Annotated in this window: 13 protein-coding genes; 4 read left to right on the forward strand and 9 right to left on the reverse strand. The window is 43.6% G+C overall.

The genetic code is table 11. From position 1 onward, the window contains the following. Positions 1-5 precede the first annotated feature (5 nt). From hdhA to ACAX20_RS03895, 5 genes are all read right to left on the reverse strand, one after another. Positions 6-773, reverse strand: coding sequence for a 7-alpha-hydroxysteroid dehydrogenase (hdhA, locus tag ACAX20_RS03875; RefSeq protein WP_371188759.1), 768 nt, complete (start codon positions 771-773; stop codon positions 6-8). A gap of 158 nt (positions 774-931) precedes the next feature. Beyond that, positions 932-1,456 carry a hypothetical protein gene (locus tag ACAX20_RS03880; RefSeq protein WP_371188761.1) on the reverse strand — a complete coding sequence of 175 codons (525 nt, stop codon included), beginning with the start codon at positions 1,454-1,456 and terminating at the stop codon, positions 932-934. A gap of 153 nt (positions 1,457-1,609) precedes the next feature. After that, positions 1,610-2,260 (reverse strand): DsbA family oxidoreductase, encoded by a 651-nt coding sequence (locus ACAX20_RS03885; protein ID WP_371188763.1) that lies wholly within the window; start codon positions 2,258-2,260, stop codon positions 1,610-1,612. A gap of 74 nt (positions 2,261-2,334) precedes the next feature. After that, positions 2,335-2,880 carry a redoxin domain-containing protein gene (locus ACAX20_RS03890; protein ID WP_371188765.1) on the reverse strand — a complete coding sequence of 182 codons (546 nt, stop codon included), beginning with the start codon at positions 2,878-2,880 and terminating at the stop codon, positions 2,335-2,337. 296 nt (positions 2,881-3,176) lie between these two features. Further along, positions 3,177-4,256, reverse strand: a complete 1,080-nt coding sequence (locus tag ACAX20_RS03895) for an alkene reductase (RefSeq protein ID WP_371188767.1) — start codon at positions 4,254-4,256, stop codon at positions 3,177-3,179. Positions 4,257-4,473: 217 nt separating this feature from the next. Between ACAX20_RS03895 and ACAX20_RS03900 the strand changes: the two genes are divergently transcribed. Next, positions 4,474-6,849, forward strand: a complete 2,376-nt coding sequence (locus ACAX20_RS03900) for a M20/M25/M40 family metallo-hydrolase (protein ID WP_371188768.1) — start codon at positions 4,474-4,476, stop codon at positions 6,847-6,849. A 105-nt stretch (positions 6,850-6,954) separates the two neighbouring features. Here ACAX20_RS03900 and ACAX20_RS03905 read toward each other — a convergent pair whose 3' ends face one another. Genes ACAX20_RS03905 through ptsP form a run of 3 tightly spaced genes read right to left on the reverse strand, consistent with a single transcriptional unit; the run spans position 6,955 to position 11,917 of the window. Then, positions 6,955-7,512, reverse strand: coding sequence for an HD domain-containing protein (locus tag ACAX20_RS03905; RefSeq protein ID WP_371188770.1), 558 nt, complete (start codon positions 7,510-7,512; stop codon positions 6,955-6,957). 18 nt (positions 7,513-7,530) lie between these two features. Further along, a complete protein-coding gene (gene ptsG / locus ACAX20_RS03910) occupies positions 7,531-9,351 on the reverse strand; it encodes a PTS glucose transporter subunit IIBC (protein ID WP_371188772.1) in 1,821 nt (606 codons plus the stop codon). A gap of 22 nt (positions 9,352-9,373) precedes the next feature. Beyond that, positions 9,374-11,917 carry a phosphoenolpyruvate--protein phosphotransferase gene (ptsP, locus tag ACAX20_RS03915; RefSeq protein ID WP_371188774.1) on the reverse strand — a complete coding sequence of 848 codons (2,544 nt, stop codon included), beginning with the start codon at positions 11,915-11,917 and terminating at the stop codon, positions 9,374-9,376. Positions 11,918-12,342: 425 nt separating this feature from the next. Here ptsP and ACAX20_RS03920 point away from each other — a divergent pair, with 425 nt between their 5' ends. The 3 genes from ACAX20_RS03920 to ACAX20_RS03930 all read left to right on the forward strand — a co-directional run bounded on the left by ACAX20_RS03920 (position 12,343) and on the right by ACAX20_RS03930 (position 15,753). Continuing rightward, the gene (locus tag ACAX20_RS03920) at positions 12,343-12,753 is read left to right on the forward strand and encodes a thiol-disulfide oxidoreductase DCC family protein (RefSeq protein WP_371188775.1); all 411 of its coding nucleotides are present in this window, start codon (positions 12,343-12,345) and stop codon (positions 12,751-12,753) included. 131 nt (positions 12,754-12,884) lie between these two features. Continuing rightward, positions 12,885-14,714 carry an ABC transporter ATP-binding protein gene (locus ACAX20_RS03925; RefSeq protein ID WP_371188776.1) on the forward strand — a complete coding sequence of 610 codons (1,830 nt, stop codon included), beginning with the start codon at positions 12,885-12,887 and terminating at the stop codon, positions 14,712-14,714. A gap of 211 nt (positions 14,715-14,925) precedes the next feature. Then, a complete protein-coding gene (locus tag ACAX20_RS03930; protein ID WP_371188777.1) occupies positions 14,926-15,753 on the forward strand; it encodes a pirin family protein in 828 nt (275 codons plus the stop codon). 209 nt (positions 15,754-15,962) lie between these two features. Here ACAX20_RS03930 and ACAX20_RS03935 read toward each other — a convergent pair whose 3' ends face one another. Next, positions 15,963-16,430, reverse strand: a complete 468-nt coding sequence (locus ACAX20_RS03935; protein ID WP_371188778.1) for a GNAT family N-acetyltransferase — start codon at positions 16,428-16,430, stop codon at positions 15,963-15,965. Positions 16,431-16,484 lie beyond the last annotated feature (54 nt).

Genomic DNA, 16,484 nt, shown 5'->3' on the forward strand with positions numbered 1-16,484 from the left:
TAAGGTTATGCGAGCTCTTGGCTACCGCCACCTGATATCGTCAATATTTGCCCGCTGACCCAACGTGAAGCCGGTGCGCATAAGAACAATGCCGCATTTGCCATATCTTCGGTTTCCCCAAGCCGTTTTATTGGCGTTTCTCTTAGCATTTCTTTTTCGATTTCTGGGGTTAATACACTGTTTAAGGCATCGGTCTTGGTCGCCCCCGGAGCGATGGCGTTAACGCGAATATTTTTATCACCCAAATCAAAAGCGATATTGCGGGTAAGGTGATTGGCAGCAGCCTTTGAGGAAGCATAAGATGCCATGCGTTTATTTTTATTTTCACCCGCCATTGAGGTAATGGTCAGGATTGCGCCACCACCGGCTTTTTCCATATGCGGGGCGACTAACTGACATAAACGAAATACAGAAAACACATTAAGCTCAAACGCCCAATGCATGTCTTTCATTGGCATATCAAATGGTTTGGGTCCGCCACCGCCGGCGTTGTTTACCAAGGTTGTAAGCTCACCAAATGCGGCTATGGTATCTTGAACCACCTTCTCTAAATCATCGGCGTTGGTGATGTCGCACTTTAATGCAATGGCATCGCCGCCGTTATCGTTTATAGCTTGCGCTACATTTTCGGCATTTTCTTTATGTAAATCTGACACTGCAACTTTAGCACCAGCAGCGGCAAATGTTTCTGCTATCGCTCGGCCAATCCCAGCGCCTGCGCCGGTGATCAGGGCAACCGCGCCGTACATTTTAAAGTTGTCAGGATTATACATTGTAGCCTCAAACGGTGAACAGAAGTGTTCATTAAAATTTAGTTGTCAGAGGCTTGATTGACAAGCCGCTATCGTAAAACAACCTTGTCGCTGATAGCAATGATGAAAATAGTGTCGAATGGTGAGATAAAATTTCGATGCAGGGCACATAGCGGGTATTACTGGCCAAGCTCGTTGCGACGCATTGGCATGGTATTGATCAGCGCGGTTACCTCTTCAAGATTAAATTGGCTCAGCGCATAGGTGGCTTTTAAGGTGCCATCGAGGCCTATTAGCCAAACTCTTTCAGCTTGAGGGTACATATCAGTGACATGCCATTGTTCATCATTTGATAGTGGCTGTAATGTATGTTTATCGCTGATACGATAAGCATGAGCCTTGTTAATGACGATTATATCGAGGCGATACTCTTGTACAATTGCCGAGTCGATTTTAGGAATATGATTGATATGCTCACTGTTAAAGATAAGCAAACGTTTTTGCCAGCGCAGGGCGGATAATGGATCTGAACGTTGCTGACGTGCTTGCTCACTGATACCAAGCTGTTGTTGCTGAGCGTCGACATGGCTTATGACGCTAAAGCTAAAAATAAACAACAGGGCAATCGTCAGAGCTGGTATCAAGGTAGCGATCAGCCAAGGCAATGAAACTGAGATAAACATAGGCATCAAAAAGCCAGTCATGAACTTCCTCCTGCTGTATACGATGATACGTGCCTATCCTGTGATCAGATTATGTATGAGGAGATTAACGCTTTAATCACCTACAGCAAATACGTTAGCGTACCCGCATCAATTTAAAAAACTGCATGGGTGCGCTAATTGTTCGATGTTTAATTATGGCGCTTTTTTGATAATACTGGCGATAAGATTTTTAAAGGTATCGACCTCTTGAGCACCTGACAATGCATGGCTGTTATTAAATACAAATAAAGGCACGGCGTTAATGCCTTGATGGTGCCAGTTCTTTTCTATTTCACGCACTTGTGCAGATAGGGTTTGCTCTTCCAGTAGTTGTCGAGCTTCATTCGCTGCTAAGTCAGCCTCATTGGCAATTTTTACTAAGCTTGCTAGCTCAAACGTACCTTGGTCGCTAAAATAATGGCGAAAGAGCGCTTCGGCAAGCTCGGTTTGTAAGTCAGAACTTTCAGTGCACAGTAACAATTGATGACAATCATGGGTGTTGAAGATCCTCATCTCATCAAAAAAATTAAACTGAAAGCCAATTTTTTTACCTTCTTCGGTTAACATAGCCCGGGCGCGAATACTGTCCTCTTTGCTGGTGCCGTATTTTTTTGCTAAATGTTCGCGTAAATTCTCCCCATAGTCGGGCATATTTGGATTTAATTCGAATGGGTGCCATTGAATGTTCACATTGAGATCGTCACCAAAGTCCGTTAAAGCGCGCTTTAAACGACCATAACCTATGACACACCACGGACAAACAACATCCGAAATTATGTCGATTTTCAATGCTTTTGAGCTCATGCCTGGACTCTCCTAGTTAGCGAAACATCGGGTGAGGTAACATTGGTTAACCGCGAATGACCATGTTGTCGTTATCATAAACGGTGCATACCACGTATGGGGTAGTTGTTTTTTGGGTTTCGTATCCAAGCAAGACCTCGTACTAAGGCGCCTAGTTCCGGTCTAACAAAAGGGTTGTTTGAAATATCAACAACTTGGATGTTACCTTGGTCATTGACAACAAAAAGTCCTGGCTCGGCAAAGGGGTGATCAGTCTCTTGTGGTGAGCGGGGATCAGAAATATATAAGCCGAGTTGATTCATCTCGTTTGTCGTCAAGCCATAACCTAACGGGAAATCGACCTCAAGCTGCTCAATATGACTTTCCAGTTGTGCTTTGCTGTCCCCTGACGCGGCAACGATATCAACACCAATATCTAATAGAGCTTGCTTGTAGGTTTGTAGCTGATTTAAGTACTTTGTACATAACGGGCAATGACGTCCCCGATAAATTAATACCAATTGCCAGTCACAATTGTTTTTGGGTTGACCTAGAGTTACCTGTTCTTCATTGAGTAACGTGGTGGTGATACTAGGAAAGGAAACGCCTGGATGCAGCTTAATGGTGTAGTCTGAACTCATCTTGACCTCTATGTCATATTACTATTATAGGGATAGTGCTGGCTTGAAAGAAAGCGCTTAGGTGAGATGATAAGTTTGATGTTATTAGAGGTTTATCGGCTACAACGAACCAAGAGCCGTTGAGCTGTTTGTCGAGCGCTTTTTAATCAACACCTCAGTAAATAATAGTTGTTTAACAGCGGATTGGGTAATGGGATGATATAAATAGTCTTATTTAATAACAGGCAAAAAATGGAGATCTTAAGTTAAGATCTCCATAGGAGTTTTTATTATCCGTTATAACGTTGTCGCAAACATTATTGATCGTTCATAAATGGATAATCGGTGTAACCTTGCGCGCCGCCCATGTAGAAGGTGTTAGGATCGGCTTCGTTCAACTCAGCGTTAGCGGCTAAGCGTTCAACCAAATCAGGGTTAGCAATAAATGGTACACCGAAGGCAACAGCGTCCATTTGCTGGTTGATGATTGCTTGCTCGGCTTCGTCTGCGCTGTATCCCATGTTACCAACCAAATTACCTTGATAAATTTCTCGCGCTGGCGTCATTACATCACCTGTTTGCTGCTGTAAAAAATCAGCGCGCATTAAGTGCCAATAAGCAAGGTTATAGTCATTTAATCGCTCAGCAATGTAGCGGGTTAAGCCAACAGGGTCGCTATCGCTCATGCTGTTAAAACCGTTTAATGGTGATGTACGAATACCCACACGGCCAGCCCCCCATACCTCTACCACAGCGTCAAGTACTTCAAATAACAAGCGAGCACGATTTTCCATACTACCGCCGTACTCATCGTTGCGTTGGTTACTGCCATCACGTAAAAAGTTATCGAGTAGGTAACCGTTTGCTGCGTGAACCTCGACCCCATCGAAACCGGCTTGCTTGGCGTAAATGGCCGCTTGTTTGAAACCATCGATGATTGCTGGTAGCTCATCAAGCTCTAACGCTCGTGGCACTGTGTAGGCTTTTTTACCTTCAGGTGTGTGTACTTCATCATTGGTGATGGCTAACGGACTGGCGGCGACTGGGGTAATACCGTTATTTAAGTCAGGATGACAGGCGCGACCACCATGCCAGATTTGCAAAAAGATTTTTCCGCCTTTGTTATGTACAGCGTCAGTGACTTTTTTCCAGCCGTCGACATGAGCTTGTGAGTAAATGCCTGGGCCATTAAAGAATGCAACACCATTTTCTGTTACCGCGGTCGCTTCCGCAATCAGTAATCCTGCGCTGGCACGCTGAGCATAGTGTTCAGCCATTAATTCATTAGGAATGTCACCGCTTGCACGAGTGCGAGTTAATGGTGCCATAAGGACACGGTTGCTTAAGGTAATATCACCAAGCTGTATTTCATTAAGCAAGTGTGGAAAATGAGACATAAATTACTCCGAAAGTGAAAGAAACCTAGCAATAGGTTATTGATAGAGCTTGATATGGAGGTGAAAACTAAAGATACAACACTTGGTTAAAAATATTTTTGCGATCTGTTTTCTGATTTATCACCATTTGAATTGGCGACAAGTGATTAATATTGCTCGCTAAAATTCTGAAGATTTTTTAGTATAAGGTCGCTTTGGGTTTAAAATGAGAATAATAATGACAACCACGCGTTTTTCTGGTGCGATTCGTGCCATTTTTCCCGTATTTCTATTACTGTTGGTTGCTTGGTTTAGCATCACATCACAAAAACCAGCAGAGGATGCTTATGCATCGAATAAAGATAGTGAGTTTTCAACTGAACGAGCATTTGTGCATCTGCAACAGATAGCTCAAAAACCGCACTTTGTCGGTACCGATGAACACACTAAAGTGAGAGATTACTTACTGCTGGAGTTACGCAAACTTGGCTTGCAAGCCGAAGTTTTTAGCCATGTTGGTGGGCATTTTCGCCATAGTTACATGGCTGCCAATACGCATAATATTATTGCTAAGATCCCTGGTAAACAATCAGAACATGCTTTGGCGTTGGTGAGCCATTATGATTCTTCATTGCACTCATCACCCGGCGCTAGTGATGCCGGTAGTGGCGTGGTCACGATATTAGAAGGTATTCGGACGTTTTTAGCGAAACAGCAGCAACCAGATAATGACATTATTATCATCATTACCGATGCGGAAGAGCGTGGCTTACTTGGTGCTAAGGCGGTTGTTAATCACCACCCTTGGGCGAAAAACATTAAAGTTGCGCTTAATTTTGAAGCCAGAGGCTCAGGCGGCCCGAGCTATACCTTATTGGAAACCAATGCAGGTAATAAAAAGCTGGTAGAAGCCTTTGCTGCTGCGGATATTCAATACCCACTGGCTAATTCATTGATGTATAGCGTTTATAAAATGTTACCCAATGATACGGATTTAACCATATTTCGTGAAGATGGTGATATTCAAGGGTATAACTTCGCGTTTATCGATGATCATTTTGACTATCACACCGTTAATGATTCTATTGATAATTTAGATAAATCGAGTCTCAATCATCAAGCCGATTACTTACAAGCACTAGTTGCTTACTTTGCGGTCGCTGACTTAAGCGATTTTGCCTCAGAGCAGGATTTGGTGTTTTTTAACGTATTTAATTGGACGCTGATCAGCTATCCGTTTAGCTGGGTTGTGCCTATGTTATTGTTAGCTTGCGGACTATGGTTATGGTCTACCTTTGTTGCCGTAAGGCGAGGTAAGCTTTATATAGCTGATGTTGCCTTTGGCTTTACGGCATTGTTACTTAGTATCATCAGTGTTGCAGGCTTAGCTTTTGTCAGTTTATCGCTACTTCCTACGCTTTGGCCGGCTTACGCGGAAAGTCCCCATAATTTCACCTATAACGGACACTACATAATAGGGCTGTTTTTCAGTGTGAGCGTTATCTTGGTTATATCGATTTATCGCCTTTTTATTAACAAAGTGTCATTGGTCGCTCTGTTAATGGCATCTATTTTTGTTTGGCTTATCGTCAATGGGGCTCTGGCGCTTTATTTACCAGGGGCCGGCTTTTTAGTCATACCGGTGTTGTTTATGTTGCTACTGTATTTGGGCTTAGTGCATTGGCAACATACCCTTACCCAGTCGCAGATAGCCAGTATCGCTGTTGTATTAGCGCTACCATCGGTCGCCTTATTGTGGCCACTAATAACATCATTGGTGGTTGGTTTAGGCTTAAAATCTCTGGTGATTGCCTGTCTCTTGCTGGCTCTTATGATGAGCTTAGTACTGCCGGGCTTAATCATGGCCAAAAGCTTGGCACTGCTGCAATGGTTAATGGTCAGTGTAGCAGCTGTGACAGCGTCGATGGCAATACAGGCTGCAGACTATAATGTTAGGCAAACAAAGCCTTCAAGCATAAATTATTTGATCAATAGCGATTCTAATAAAGCTTATTGGTTTAGCAGCAGTAAACGACTAGATAGTTTTACTGAGCAGTTTTTTACCCAAGGCAGTCAACAAGACTGGCCTGAGCCTTTGTACCCTAGTTATCGTCGTACTAAAGTGACGTTTTTTGCTGAGGCTAAGCCCATAAACGTAGAGCCAGCCAAGGTCACTGTGTCACACGCTGAGCAAACATCAAGTACAATCACATACGATGTTCAAATTGAACCTCAGCGTGATACCAATATGTTCCAGCTTGCGAGTCTTAGTGCTATTGATATCGTATCGGTAACCATCAATGGTCAAGCAATAACTACCGGTGGTAATACTATTGCTAAAGCGCAGTTTATGAGTAAGCCTGCCGCGATGGGGATGATTATGCATTATACCTTGTCTGAACCTCGTGAGTCGGTGCAGTTGCAATTAACTATTGCCAAAGGTGGTGCAGGTGCAATGCCGGTTATGCCACAACTGGTCTTATTTTCAACCAGCTATGATCTTTATCAGCAATTTCCTTGGGTTAAGCCAAGAGGTGTTGGTTTGATGCCAGAGCCATTCCATGTCAATGATGCCGTTATCATTCGTCAAACGCTTGATGTGGCTCATCATTGATATGAAATGATTTAATGAGATGTGATTGCCATACTGATATATATGTAATTGAGCAGGGGGCCATTGTAACCCAGCTCAATATCTTGTTAGTGCGTACGAAACCGTTTATTTATAGATGTTTTTTATGCGTAGCATGGGGAGTGGATTGAGCGGGTTTCGAGTTAATTGTTTTAACGAAAAACGTAATAACGTTTTATGAAACCCTGCATTCGGTATTGTTTGTTTTACTTGCGTTACAAAGCTGGCGTCAACGCCGTTTTTGATCACCCCTAATGAAAAGTCGACGAGGTCGGCTTTGCGAAATAACTCAGCTAAGCGTTGATGTGGACCTTGATACTCTGTCAATAAATGGTGCATATCAATGATGATTTGCATCGCTGATATCCAGTCGTTTAATCCATGCTTTTCTAGGTAGCTTGTGCATTCTTGATATGAGGGAACAAGGTAGTCGACTCTGTCGTGTGTCCATAAGGCAATATCATGAAACGCCGCAGCAATTTGTAATTTTTTACTGTCTTCATCGCTGATATCGGCAGCTAAAAAGTGGCAAAAATTAAGCATGCGGGTAACGTGATTACGATACCCGTCAAAATCATCAGCAATTACCGATTTATCGTCGGCGAGAATTTTTTCTACCCACGGGTAGCTGGTTGTTACTTGCATTAATACTTCTAATGATAACTATATATGTTGTTGTAACGCTGCGGATAACTCTGCCGCGTCTTTACCGAGCATCAAGTGCAATACGTTATCGTTGATGGTGGCAATGCGCCTTACATTTAAGTTAGTTGCATCCAGCTCTTGTTGTGGTAATGATTTTACAATCAGTCGGACACGATTACCGGCGCATTGCTCGGCTTTACTGATGTTATTTTTACCGCCAAGTGCTTCAATGATTTTTTTCGCTTGTGCGTTGGTAAACTCGGAAACAGTTACCCTAGTATCACCAGTGTTTTCAGCGCTGTTTGCCGAGCTGTCATCGATATCGACAGTCGTATGAATATGTGCACCGCCGGCGGCGATAACCGCTTCCATTTCAGTGCGCAGACTTTCTGCTGCGGTGCCCATAATCGCTTGCACACCATTGCCCATAATCACAACGCCAGATGCGCCAAGTTGTTTGAGACGGTCTTTGTTTACTTTACTCACATCGTGAACTTGAATTCGTAATCGGGTAATGCAGCTATCAAGAACTTTTATATTGCCTGCACCACCATACGCAAGAATGATCTCTTTCGCTTTTTCTGAACCTTTATCGGCAAGGCTTTCGGTTTCGATCATGGCGTCTTCGCGCCCAGGCGTTTTCAGATCTAAGGCGACGATGACGACTCTAAAGACAATGTAATAAATAATGGCGTAGGCTGCGCCGAGAATAAAGAACATATAAATTTTGTCGGCATTGGCGGATAAAACGATAAAATCGATTAAGCCATGTGAAAACGAAGTACCATGGACTAAGCCTAAGGTATTACTTAAAAAGTATGCAGTAGCAGCTAAGCAAGCATGGATAACATATAAAAGTGGGGCTACAAATAAAAACGCAAATTCAATAGGCTCGGTAATGCCGGTTAAAAATGACGTTAAAGCGGCAGAAACCATAATGCCACCAATTTTGGCTTTATTTTCAGGTTTGGCAGTGTGCCAAATGGCAATCGCTGCTGCCGGTAAACCGAACATTTTAAACATATAGCCGCCGGCTAATTGACCAAAGCCATTACCTGCTTCGCGCGATGCCGAATCGGCTTGTAAGTAACAGTTTAATACCCCTGTCACTTCCTTCCCTGCCGAATCGATACAGCTGCCTGCTTCAAAGAAAAACGGTACATTCCAAATATGATGCAAACCAAATGGGATCATAGCGCGTTCAATTAAGCCATAAATTGAAAAGGCTAATTCGGGGTTTTGATTGGCTGACCAATGTGAGAACGAACTGATTGCTGAACCGATTGGTGGCCAAATAAACGAAAGCACAAGACCCAATACAATGGTACCAAAACCGGTGGCAATAGGGACAAATCGTTTGCCAGCAAAAAAGCCAAGATAGTCTGGCAACTGAATTTTGTAATAACGATTAAACATAAAGGCGGCAACACCACCAGCTAAAATGCCGCCAGCGACACCTGTTTGATAGGTCTTTTTAATATTTTCAATATCAACTGCGCTAAGGGCGGTTCCTGCAGCAATTAATGAGTCGACTTCGGCTTGTGCCATGAGAGCGACGGTAGCGGTCATAATGCCAAAACCAACAATTGCCGCCAAGGCGGCAACACCATCGTTATTGGTAAAACCAAGCGCCACACCAACGGCGAATAATAGCGCCATATTATCGAATACGGAGCCACCGGCCACTCGCATGATAGATGAAACAATCTCGGGGATAAAAGCAAAATCTGCAGAGCCAACCCCCAATAAAATACCTGCAATCGGTAGTACCGATACCGGTAACATTAGGGCTTTACCAATTTTTTGTAGCGATGCAAATAATGAATGCGCGATATTCATTAATGATTCCTCAATTATTTATCTAAACATCAAGCAGATTTGATTGTTGTATTAAGTGTTTTACCTGCTCTGGACCGTCACACAATAAGGCTTGCTCTGCCAGTTGCCGACAAACGTTACTGTCGAATGTGCGTACTCGATATTTGGTTTCGGCAATCGAAGATATACTCACCGATAGCTCATTAACACCAAGGCCAACCAAAATAGGCTGCGCACTGACTTGTTCAGCCATGCCACCACATACACCAACCCAGCGACCATACTTTTGTGCGCCTTTGACGGTGTGATCGATCATTCTTAACACCGCAGGGTGTAAATTGTCAGCCAGACTAGCAAGCCGTGCATTGCCACGATCAATGGCTAAGGTGTACTGAGTTAAATCGTTGGTTCCAATCGAAAAAAAGTCTGCTTCTTGGGCGAGTACATCGGCCATTAATGCCGCCGATGGCACTTCAATCATCACGCCTAGCTCGACGGCCTGAATGCCCAATTTATCGGCTTCTTCATGAAGTACTTGTTTGGCAATGGTCAATTCACGTAATGACGAGATCATGGGTAACATAATGCGTAATTTATAACCTGGAGAGGCACGTAACAGAGCACGGAATTGGGTTCGCAGTAAGTGTGGTCTATCAAGGCAAATACGAATACCACGTTCGCCAAGAAAAGGGTTTTCTTCAAAGGGGATTTTCACGTAAGGAAGTGGTTTATCACCACCAACATCTAAGGTCCGCACAATTGCTGAGCGCTCCCGACCAATCCCGTTAAGTAATGTGCTATACGCTTGAACTTGTTCGTCCTCGCTCGGTGCTGTTACTCGGTCTAAGAACAGAAACTCCGATCTGAGTAAGCCTATGCCTTCTGCGCCTTGCTCGGCGGCGGTTTGCGCCTTAGTAACATCACCAAGATTGGCAGCAACCTCTATATTTACACCATCAAGGGTAGTGGTTAACTCCATTGCGGACTGTTGAGCTTTGGCTTGTAATGCTTCGGCAGCTAATTTCTTTGCATTTAATTGAGCGACCTGGTCATCACTTGGCTCTAATAGTACGAAGTCTTCGTCTGCATTGACTAATAAATCGGTACCATTTACTGTGTTCATGATTGAGTCGTCTACTGCGGCGAGCATCGGAATGCTGCGAGAGCGAGCAATAATAGCAACATGAGAGGAAGCACTGCCGGTTACCGTTAATACGCCACTGACTAAATTCGCGTCAATTTTAGCTATTTGCGAAGGGGTCATCTCCTCGGTAGCTAATATACAGCCTGGAGGTAACTTACTTAAATCGGCTTCATCAATTCCTAATAATTGTCGCAACACTCTAAATCCGACATCGCGTAAATCTGCAGCCCGTTGTTGCATCAAAGGGTTGTTGAGTCCTTCAAGAATGGTTACTTGACTGTCTATAGCATTTTGCCATGCGGCCGGCGCGGAAAGTTTTTGTTCTATTTGGTTTAGGGTGTCGGTGGCAAGCGCAGGGTCGTCGAGCAACTCCATATGGGCCGCTAATATTTCAGCTTGCTCGTTATGCTCTTCAGCTTGTTGCTCTTGCAGCGCTTGTTGCAGCAGTTGTTTTGCATTCTTAAGAGCCATTTCAAACAGATTTGCTTCACTTTCAATATCTGAGCCATATTTCGGGTAGTCATAGGTCATTTTTTCTAATTTAAATAATGGACCATGGGCAAACCCTGGTGAAGCACAGATCCCAGTGAGTTCATTGGCATTGTCATTGTGGCTAAATAATAATGAAGGCTCTTGTTCAATGCTATCTTGCTGCTCTGTGTCTACGGCTTGGACATCTTCGCCTAAGCCAGAAATGACGGCTTGTTCCAATTGGCCAAGTATTTGTTCGGCATCAGCGCCTGATGTTTGAAACTGTATTTCATCGGCAAAGCCAATATTTAATCCCATGATGGCAACGACACTTTTCGCATTCGCTGAGCGTTGACCAGCAAGTAACGTAATGTTGGTAGGGTGTTGTTTGGCTATTTTTACTAAATAAGCTGCCGGTCGAGCGTGAATGCCGGTGGCATTAGCAACCGTTAACAATTTTGATTGAACAACGGGCCCAGCGTTATCGGCGGTGCTTTGACCTGTGTTTATATGAGCATCAAATAATGTATCGCCAGGCTCTAGCTGATTAGTCGCCTGAATGTCAAAGTGAGCGACTGCTTCTTGATCAGTGATAAGAATAGGGGTGATAAGGGAGGCTGCTTGTGACGCGACAGAATCGATATCAAAATCAATCAGTAAATCTCCGGCGCTAACCTGCTGGCCTTGTGCCACTTTTACATCAAAGCCTTCACCACGGATTTTTACCGTATCGATGCCTATGTGCATTAATACTTCGACACCCAATTGGGTTTTTAATGAAAGTGCGTGCTTTGCAGGGTGAATCATCACGACTTCACCATCACAAGGGGCAAATAATTTGCCTTCAACAGGATCGATGGCGACGCCGTCACCGACCATCTTTTCAGCAAATGCCGGATCGGGCACCGACTCCAATGGGATAAAATCACCTTTCATTGGTGCTGTTAAAGTTAATCTCGAAGCTGAGCTCATAACCTAAGTATCCTTTGCCTGTGTGCTATTTTTGAGCAAGAGTAATAACATTAAATAGTAGTCGTTTTTCAGATATTTAATAAATCAAATGACGTTTAAAGTGTGCAATCGAGCCTACGCTGCGAAAGGCATCCTTAAAGTTGTCGAATTCAATAGACATTCAGTTACAGGTAGAATGTATCTTGGACTCGTTCGATACGAAACAAAGGTGGTAGGGTTGAGCAAATAGCTGATCGCAATATCGTAGTACAGCGTACGATGTTGATAGTGAATTTAATTCAATTAATGATCTAGAGCAGGAAGATTTGAGCGATTTATGATTGATTTTTTCGCTAGCTAAACTGAAAAGCTCATTCATGTTTAAATGAAGAGCAAACAAAGCGCACTCTACGATATCTGTAACTATGACTTTAAAGGAGGACACAATGACTCAGCAATTGACCATATTTTATGATGGCCATTGTCCTCTTTGTGTTAAAGAAATGCGCTCATTAGCCGCGAGAGATGATCAACAACAACTGTTGCTTGTCGATATTCATCAGCCCGACTTCGAGCAACGTTATCCGCAAATAAGCAAGCAACAAGCAAGTCGAATTTTGCATGCGATAGATGCATCGGATGACATTATTTTGGGCTTAGATGTGACATATCAAGCTTGGGCGCTACTAGGACGCGGGCACTGGTTTGTTTGGTTACGTTGGCGCTGGCTAAAACCTGTCACCGATCTAGGGTACCGGGTATTTGCCCGCTATCGCTATCCTCTATCGTTAATGTTAACCGGAAAAAGTCGTTGCGACAGTAAACAATGTAACTTATCTGCGGGTGATAAAGATTAACGATGCTGCAGACTCCAATATAAAAAAGCTAGGTTGCATGTCGACATGATTATGCCTAGTGTATAGCTATAGTTTTTATCATTCACCCTTTGCGATTACCGTAACAAGCATGACACCTTGTTTGGAGCCTTATGTTTAAACGTTTTGAATCTTGGATTGATCCACTCGCCGAGCAAAAAGTCACTCGTCCTCCGTCCGGTTTGCTGGCATTTTGCCTGCACTACACTCGTGACTTTAAGTGGCCATTGCTGTTGATGTCACTGCTCACAGCGGCTTTGGCGGTGCTTGAAGTGTCTTTATTTGGTGTGATGGGGGAGCTCGTTGACACGTTGTCAAAACACACCCCTGAAACGCTTTGGCAAGAAGAAGGACATCGGCTTGTCAGCTACGCCGTTATCGTTTTGGTGGTGATCCCAGTTTTGGTGTTATTGCATGCATTAATCATCTATCAGGGATTGCTTGGTAACTACCCTATGGCCATACGCTGGTCGGCCCATCGCTATTTGCTAAATCAAAGCGTCGCTTTTTATCAAAATGATTTTGCCGGGCGAGTCGCAACGAAAGTTATGCAAACTGCGCTTGCAGTGCGAGAAACGGTAACCAAATTACTCGATGTACTGGTTTATATTGCCGTCTACGTGATAACTATGGTGGTAATGATTGCAGATGCCGATAGCCGCTTGTTGTGGCCAATGTTGGTTTGGATTATCGCTTATATCGGGCTACAAACTTACTTTTTGCCGAGATTAAAGCGTGTATCAACCGAACAGGCCGATGCTCGCTCATTAATGACTGGACGAATTGTTGATAGTTACACCAATATCACCACCGTAAAATTATTTGCCCATACCGAACAAGAGGCGCAATACGCCAAGCGTAGTATGCAAGGTTTCTTAGATACCGTTTATCGACAAATGCGTCTGGTTACAGGGATCAACTTCTCTGTTCAGCTGATTAATTATTTATTAATTTTCTCGATTACCGCTATCGCCATCTTCTTATGGATGGAGCAGGCTATTACTGCCGGCTCAATTGCTGTTGCCATTGCGTTGGTGTTGCGTTTATCAAGCATGAGTCAATGGATCATGTGGGAAGTGAGCAGTCTATTTGAAAACATTGGTACCGTGGCCGATGGTATGTCTACCCTTGCTAAGCCTGTTTTGGTTGAAGACAGGCACGATGCCGCCGATATTAAGGTTAGCCAAGGTGCAATAGACTTTGACAAAGTGAGTTTTCATTACGGTGAAAATATTGGTGTTATCAGTGATCTGAGCCTGCATATTAAGGCCGGCGAGAAGGTCGGTTTGGTAGGGCGTTCGGGCGCTGGTAAATCAACCTTAGTCAATTTATTAATGCGATTTTATGATGTTGAAAGCGGTCGAATCTGTATCGACCAGCAGGATATTAGTCGCGTTAAACAAGACTCGTTAAGAGCTCATATTGGTATGGTTACCCAAGATACCTCGTTATTGCATCGCTCAATTAGGGAAAACATTTTATATGGCAAACCGGATGCGAGCGAAGCCGACTTGATGGCGGCAATAGAACAGGCCCAGGCGTCTGATTTTATTCATCAACTGACCGACCCAGAAGGTAACGTCGGCCTAGATGCACAAGTTGGCGAGCGCGGTGTTAAACTCAGCGGCGGGCAACGTCAACGTATTGCGATTGCTCGTGTGTTATTAAAAAATGCACCGATTTTGTTACTCGATGAAGCAACCTCGGCACTTGACTCGGAAGTTGAAGCGGCGATTCAAGAAAGTTTATATCAATTGATGCAAGGTAAAACCGTTATTGCTATTGCTCATCGACTGTCAACCATCGCCGCTATGGACCGTCTCATTGTTCTTGATAAAGGTCGAATTGTCGAGCAGGGAAGTCATCAAGAATTAATTGCTCAAGGTGGCATTTATGCACAGCTATGGGCGCATCAAACCGGTGGTTTTCTTGGTATTGATTAACCTACTTATGACAGCGTTAGGGCTGTCTATGGTAGGTTAGCGCTACCGCTACCGCACTGGTTAAAGTACAAATGTCTATGTCGTTAAGGTATTCTATTAAAGGGAATGTTTTGCGCTAAAAATGCAAATATCGTTCTGAAAAATGGTTTGATAAGCTTGCGTTAACTAATACCAATTTACTTTAATTGGTAGCAATCAAGGAATATCAATTATGAAAATTATAGACATAACCAAAGCATCAGCGACTCAAGATGGCGCTGGCGTTAAAATTTCTCGAGTGGCTGATTTTAGCGGTAAAGGGTTAGATCCTTTTTTGATGATTGACGAGTTAAAATCTGACGATAAAAACGATTTTATCGGTGGTTTTCCAGCCCATCCGCATCGAGGTATAGAAACCTTTACTTATATGATCAAAGGTGGTTTTGAGCACCAAGATCAAATGGGTAACAAAAAGGCTATACTCGAAGGCGATGTGCAATGGATGAGCACCGGTTTTGGTGTGGTCCATTCAGAAATGCCGATAGCCAGCGACGACGGCATGCATGGTTTTCAAATTTGGGTCAATATGCCGGCTAAAGACAAGCTGCGCGACCCTATGTATAAGGATTCGGTAGCAACGCCATTACCCGTTATTCAACTTGGCCAAGGGAGCTATTTAAAAGCACTTGCTGGAACCTGGGCCATAGAGGATAGCGAGGTGCGCTCGCCATTGTCAGAGCTATCGGCAGATGCGGCGATTGCGGACTTACGTATTAAACAAGGACAAACGATACGCATTGACCGTAGCGCCTATGAACAGGCCTTTGTTTATATTCATAGTGGTGAGATTAATGACGTTAAGGCGGCACATTTGATTCGCGTTGATTCGAGTCAACCTTTGATTTTTACCGCCAAAGAGGATGCTGGCGCACTGATTTTTTCAGGTAATAAAATCCGTGAAAAAATCGCCCATATGGGACCGTTTGTCATGAATACACAAGCGGAGTTAAGACAAGCAGTCGAAGACTATCATGCCGGTCGAATGGGAACGATCGATTGATTTCCTGATTGACTTGAATTGTTTGCTGAGGTTCATTTAGTTATCTAGTTACTCACTTACCAGAGACGCCAAACAATCTTCGGTTGTTTGGCGTTTTTTCTATTGCAGATCATTAACTAAAGGGTTATCGGAAAAGAAACGATGAAAAGGCGGTATTCAAAGGTAGTAATAGAGGAGGCACAACAGTCTCTGTTTTAAGTATGTGCACTCTAGTCAGCGTATTTTTCCATAACAAAATTGTTTAATACCTGTCCACGTATCTCTACCTCCTGAGCTTTCACAACGTCAAAACCAAAGTGTTGATAAAACGGCTTGGCGGTAATACTCACTTGCGAGTAAAAACGTTTTAAACCGCGCACTTTTCCCGTTTCTAGAATATGCTTCATTAAAGCTTTACCGACACCTTGTCCTTGATATTCGTGGTGGCAAAAGAAGTGGTCGATGAGGCCATCAGTCTGCAGGTCGCTATAGCCAACAATAACTCCATCAATTTCAGCTATGAAAGGCGATAATCTTTGCATGCGAGTTTGCCAAAGTGAAAAATCTTTATTCTCTGGCGCCCAAGCTTCAACTTGAGCTTGAGAGTAATCACCAATGTTTATATGTTGAATGGTGTGAAAGTGGATATCCCATAATGCCTTCGCATCATGCTCAGCATACGGCCTAATTTTTATCATCGTATTTACTCCAATTAGTCGATAAATATCGCGCTAGCGATTTAGCGATCCTCG

The organism is Thalassotalea sp. Sam97, from assembly GCF_041379765.1.
Lineage (GTDB): Bacteria > Pseudomonadota > Gammaproteobacteria > Enterobacterales > Alteromonadaceae > Thalassotalea_A > Thalassotalea_A maritima.